This window comes from Nonomuraea endophytica (assembly GCF_014203235.1).
Taxonomy (GTDB): Bacteria; Actinomycetota; Actinomycetes; order Streptosporangiales; family Streptosporangiaceae; genus Nonomuraea; species Nonomuraea endophytica.
The window spans coordinates 1,370-3,114 of sequence record NZ_JACHIN010000040.1 but is presented as its reverse complement, the minus strand read 5'-3'; the positions used below and the strand labels follow the sequence as shown (position 1 = coordinate 3,114).

The 1,745-nt window shown below is 56.1% G+C and carries 1 rRNA gene (cut by a window edge); it reads left to right on the top strand.

What is annotated here, in order from left to right:
* Positions 1–57: 57 nt before the first annotated feature.
* Positions 58–1,745 (top strand): 23S ribosomal RNA (locus tag HNR40_RS53385) (it continues 1,363 nt past the right edge of the window).

The following is a 1,745-nucleotide window of genomic DNA, read 5'->3' as shown; positions in this document are numbered from 1 at the left end:
TGGGGGTGGTTGCTGTTTGTTGTTTGAGATTTGCATAGTGGACGCGAGCATCTTTGTGGCCAAGTTTTTTAGGGCACACGGTGGATGCCTTGGCATCAGGAGCCGATGAAGGACGTGGGAGGCTGCGTTAAGCCTCGGGGAGTCGCCAACCAGACGTTGATCCGGGGATGTCCGAATGGGGAAACCTAGCACCAGTCATGTGGTGTTGCCTCCGCCTGAATGTATAGGGCGGTTGGTGGTAACGCGGGGAAGTGAAACATCTCAGTACCCGTAGGAAGAGAAAACAACAGTGATTCCGTGAGTAGTGGTGAGCGAAAGCGGATGAGGCTAAACCTGGCATGTGTGATAGCCGGCAGGCGTTGCATGTTGGGGGTCGTGGGACCCTCTGGTGGTTTCTGCCGAAGCCACAAGAAGTGATAAACCTTCGAGATAGTTGAAGCCTCTGGGAAGGGGCGCCGTAGACCGTGAGAGCCGGGTAGGCGAAATCTTGAGGGCTTCTTGAGGGGATCCCAAGTAGCACGGGGCCCGAGAAATCCTGTGTGAATCTGCCAGGACCACCTGGTAAGCCTAAATACTTCCTGATGACCGATAGTGCACGAGTACCGTGAGGGAAAGGTGAAAAGTGCCCCGGTGAGGGGTCGTGAAATAGTACCTGAAACCGTGTGCCTACAAGCCGTAGGAGCTTGCAGAGACTTGTTCTCTGTGTGATGTGACTGCGTGCCTTTTGAAGAATGAGCCTGCGAGTTATGGTGTGTGGCGAGGTTAACCCGTGTGGGGGAGCCGTAGCGAAAGCGAGTCTGAAGAGGGCGTTTGAGTCGCATGCTGTAGACCCGAAGCGGAGTGATCTACGCATGGGCAGGTTGAAGCTCAGGTAAGACTGGGTGGAGGACCGAACCCACCAGGGTTGAAAACCTGGGGGATGACCTGTGTGTAGGGGTGAAAGGCCAATCAAACTCCGTGATAGCTGGTTCTCCCCGAAATGCATTTAGGTGCAGCGTCGCGTGTTTCTTGCCGGAGGTAGAGCACTGGATGGCCGATGGGCCCGACAAGGTTACTGACGTCAGCCAAACTCCGAATGCCGGTAAGTGAGAGCGTGGCAGTGAGACTGCGGGGGATAAGCTTCGTAGTCGAGAGGGAAACAGCCCAGATCACCGACTAAGGCCCCTAAGCGTGTGCTAAGTGGGAAAGGATGTGGAGTCGCAGAGACAACCAGGAGGTTGGCTTAGAAGCAGCCACCCTTGAAAGAGTGCGTAATAGCTCACTGGTCAAGTGATTCCGCGCCGACAATGTAGCGGGGCTCAAGTACACCGCCGAAGTCGTGGCATTCAGCGCCTTGTGTGCTGGATGGGTAGGGGAGCGTCGTGCAGCCGGCGAAGCAGCAGAGTGATCTAGTTGTGGAGGCTGTGCGAGTGAGAATGCAGGCATGAGTAGCGAATGCAGGGTGAGAAACCCTGCCGCCGGATGACCAAGGGTTCCTGGGCCAGGCTAATCCGCCCAGGGTAAGTCGGGACCTAAGGCGAGGCCGACAGGCGTAGTCGATGGACAACGGGTTGATATTCCCGTACCCGCTTCAACGCGCCCATACTGAACCTTTTGATGCTAAGAGTCCTTAAGTCAGGGATGTAGGCCTTCGGGTCTTGTCTTTGGCCGAACGCTCGAACCGATTGAGTAGTAGGTAAGCGATGGGGTGACGCAGGAAGGTAGTCCAGCCCAGGCGATGGTTGTCCTGGGGTAAGCATGTAGCC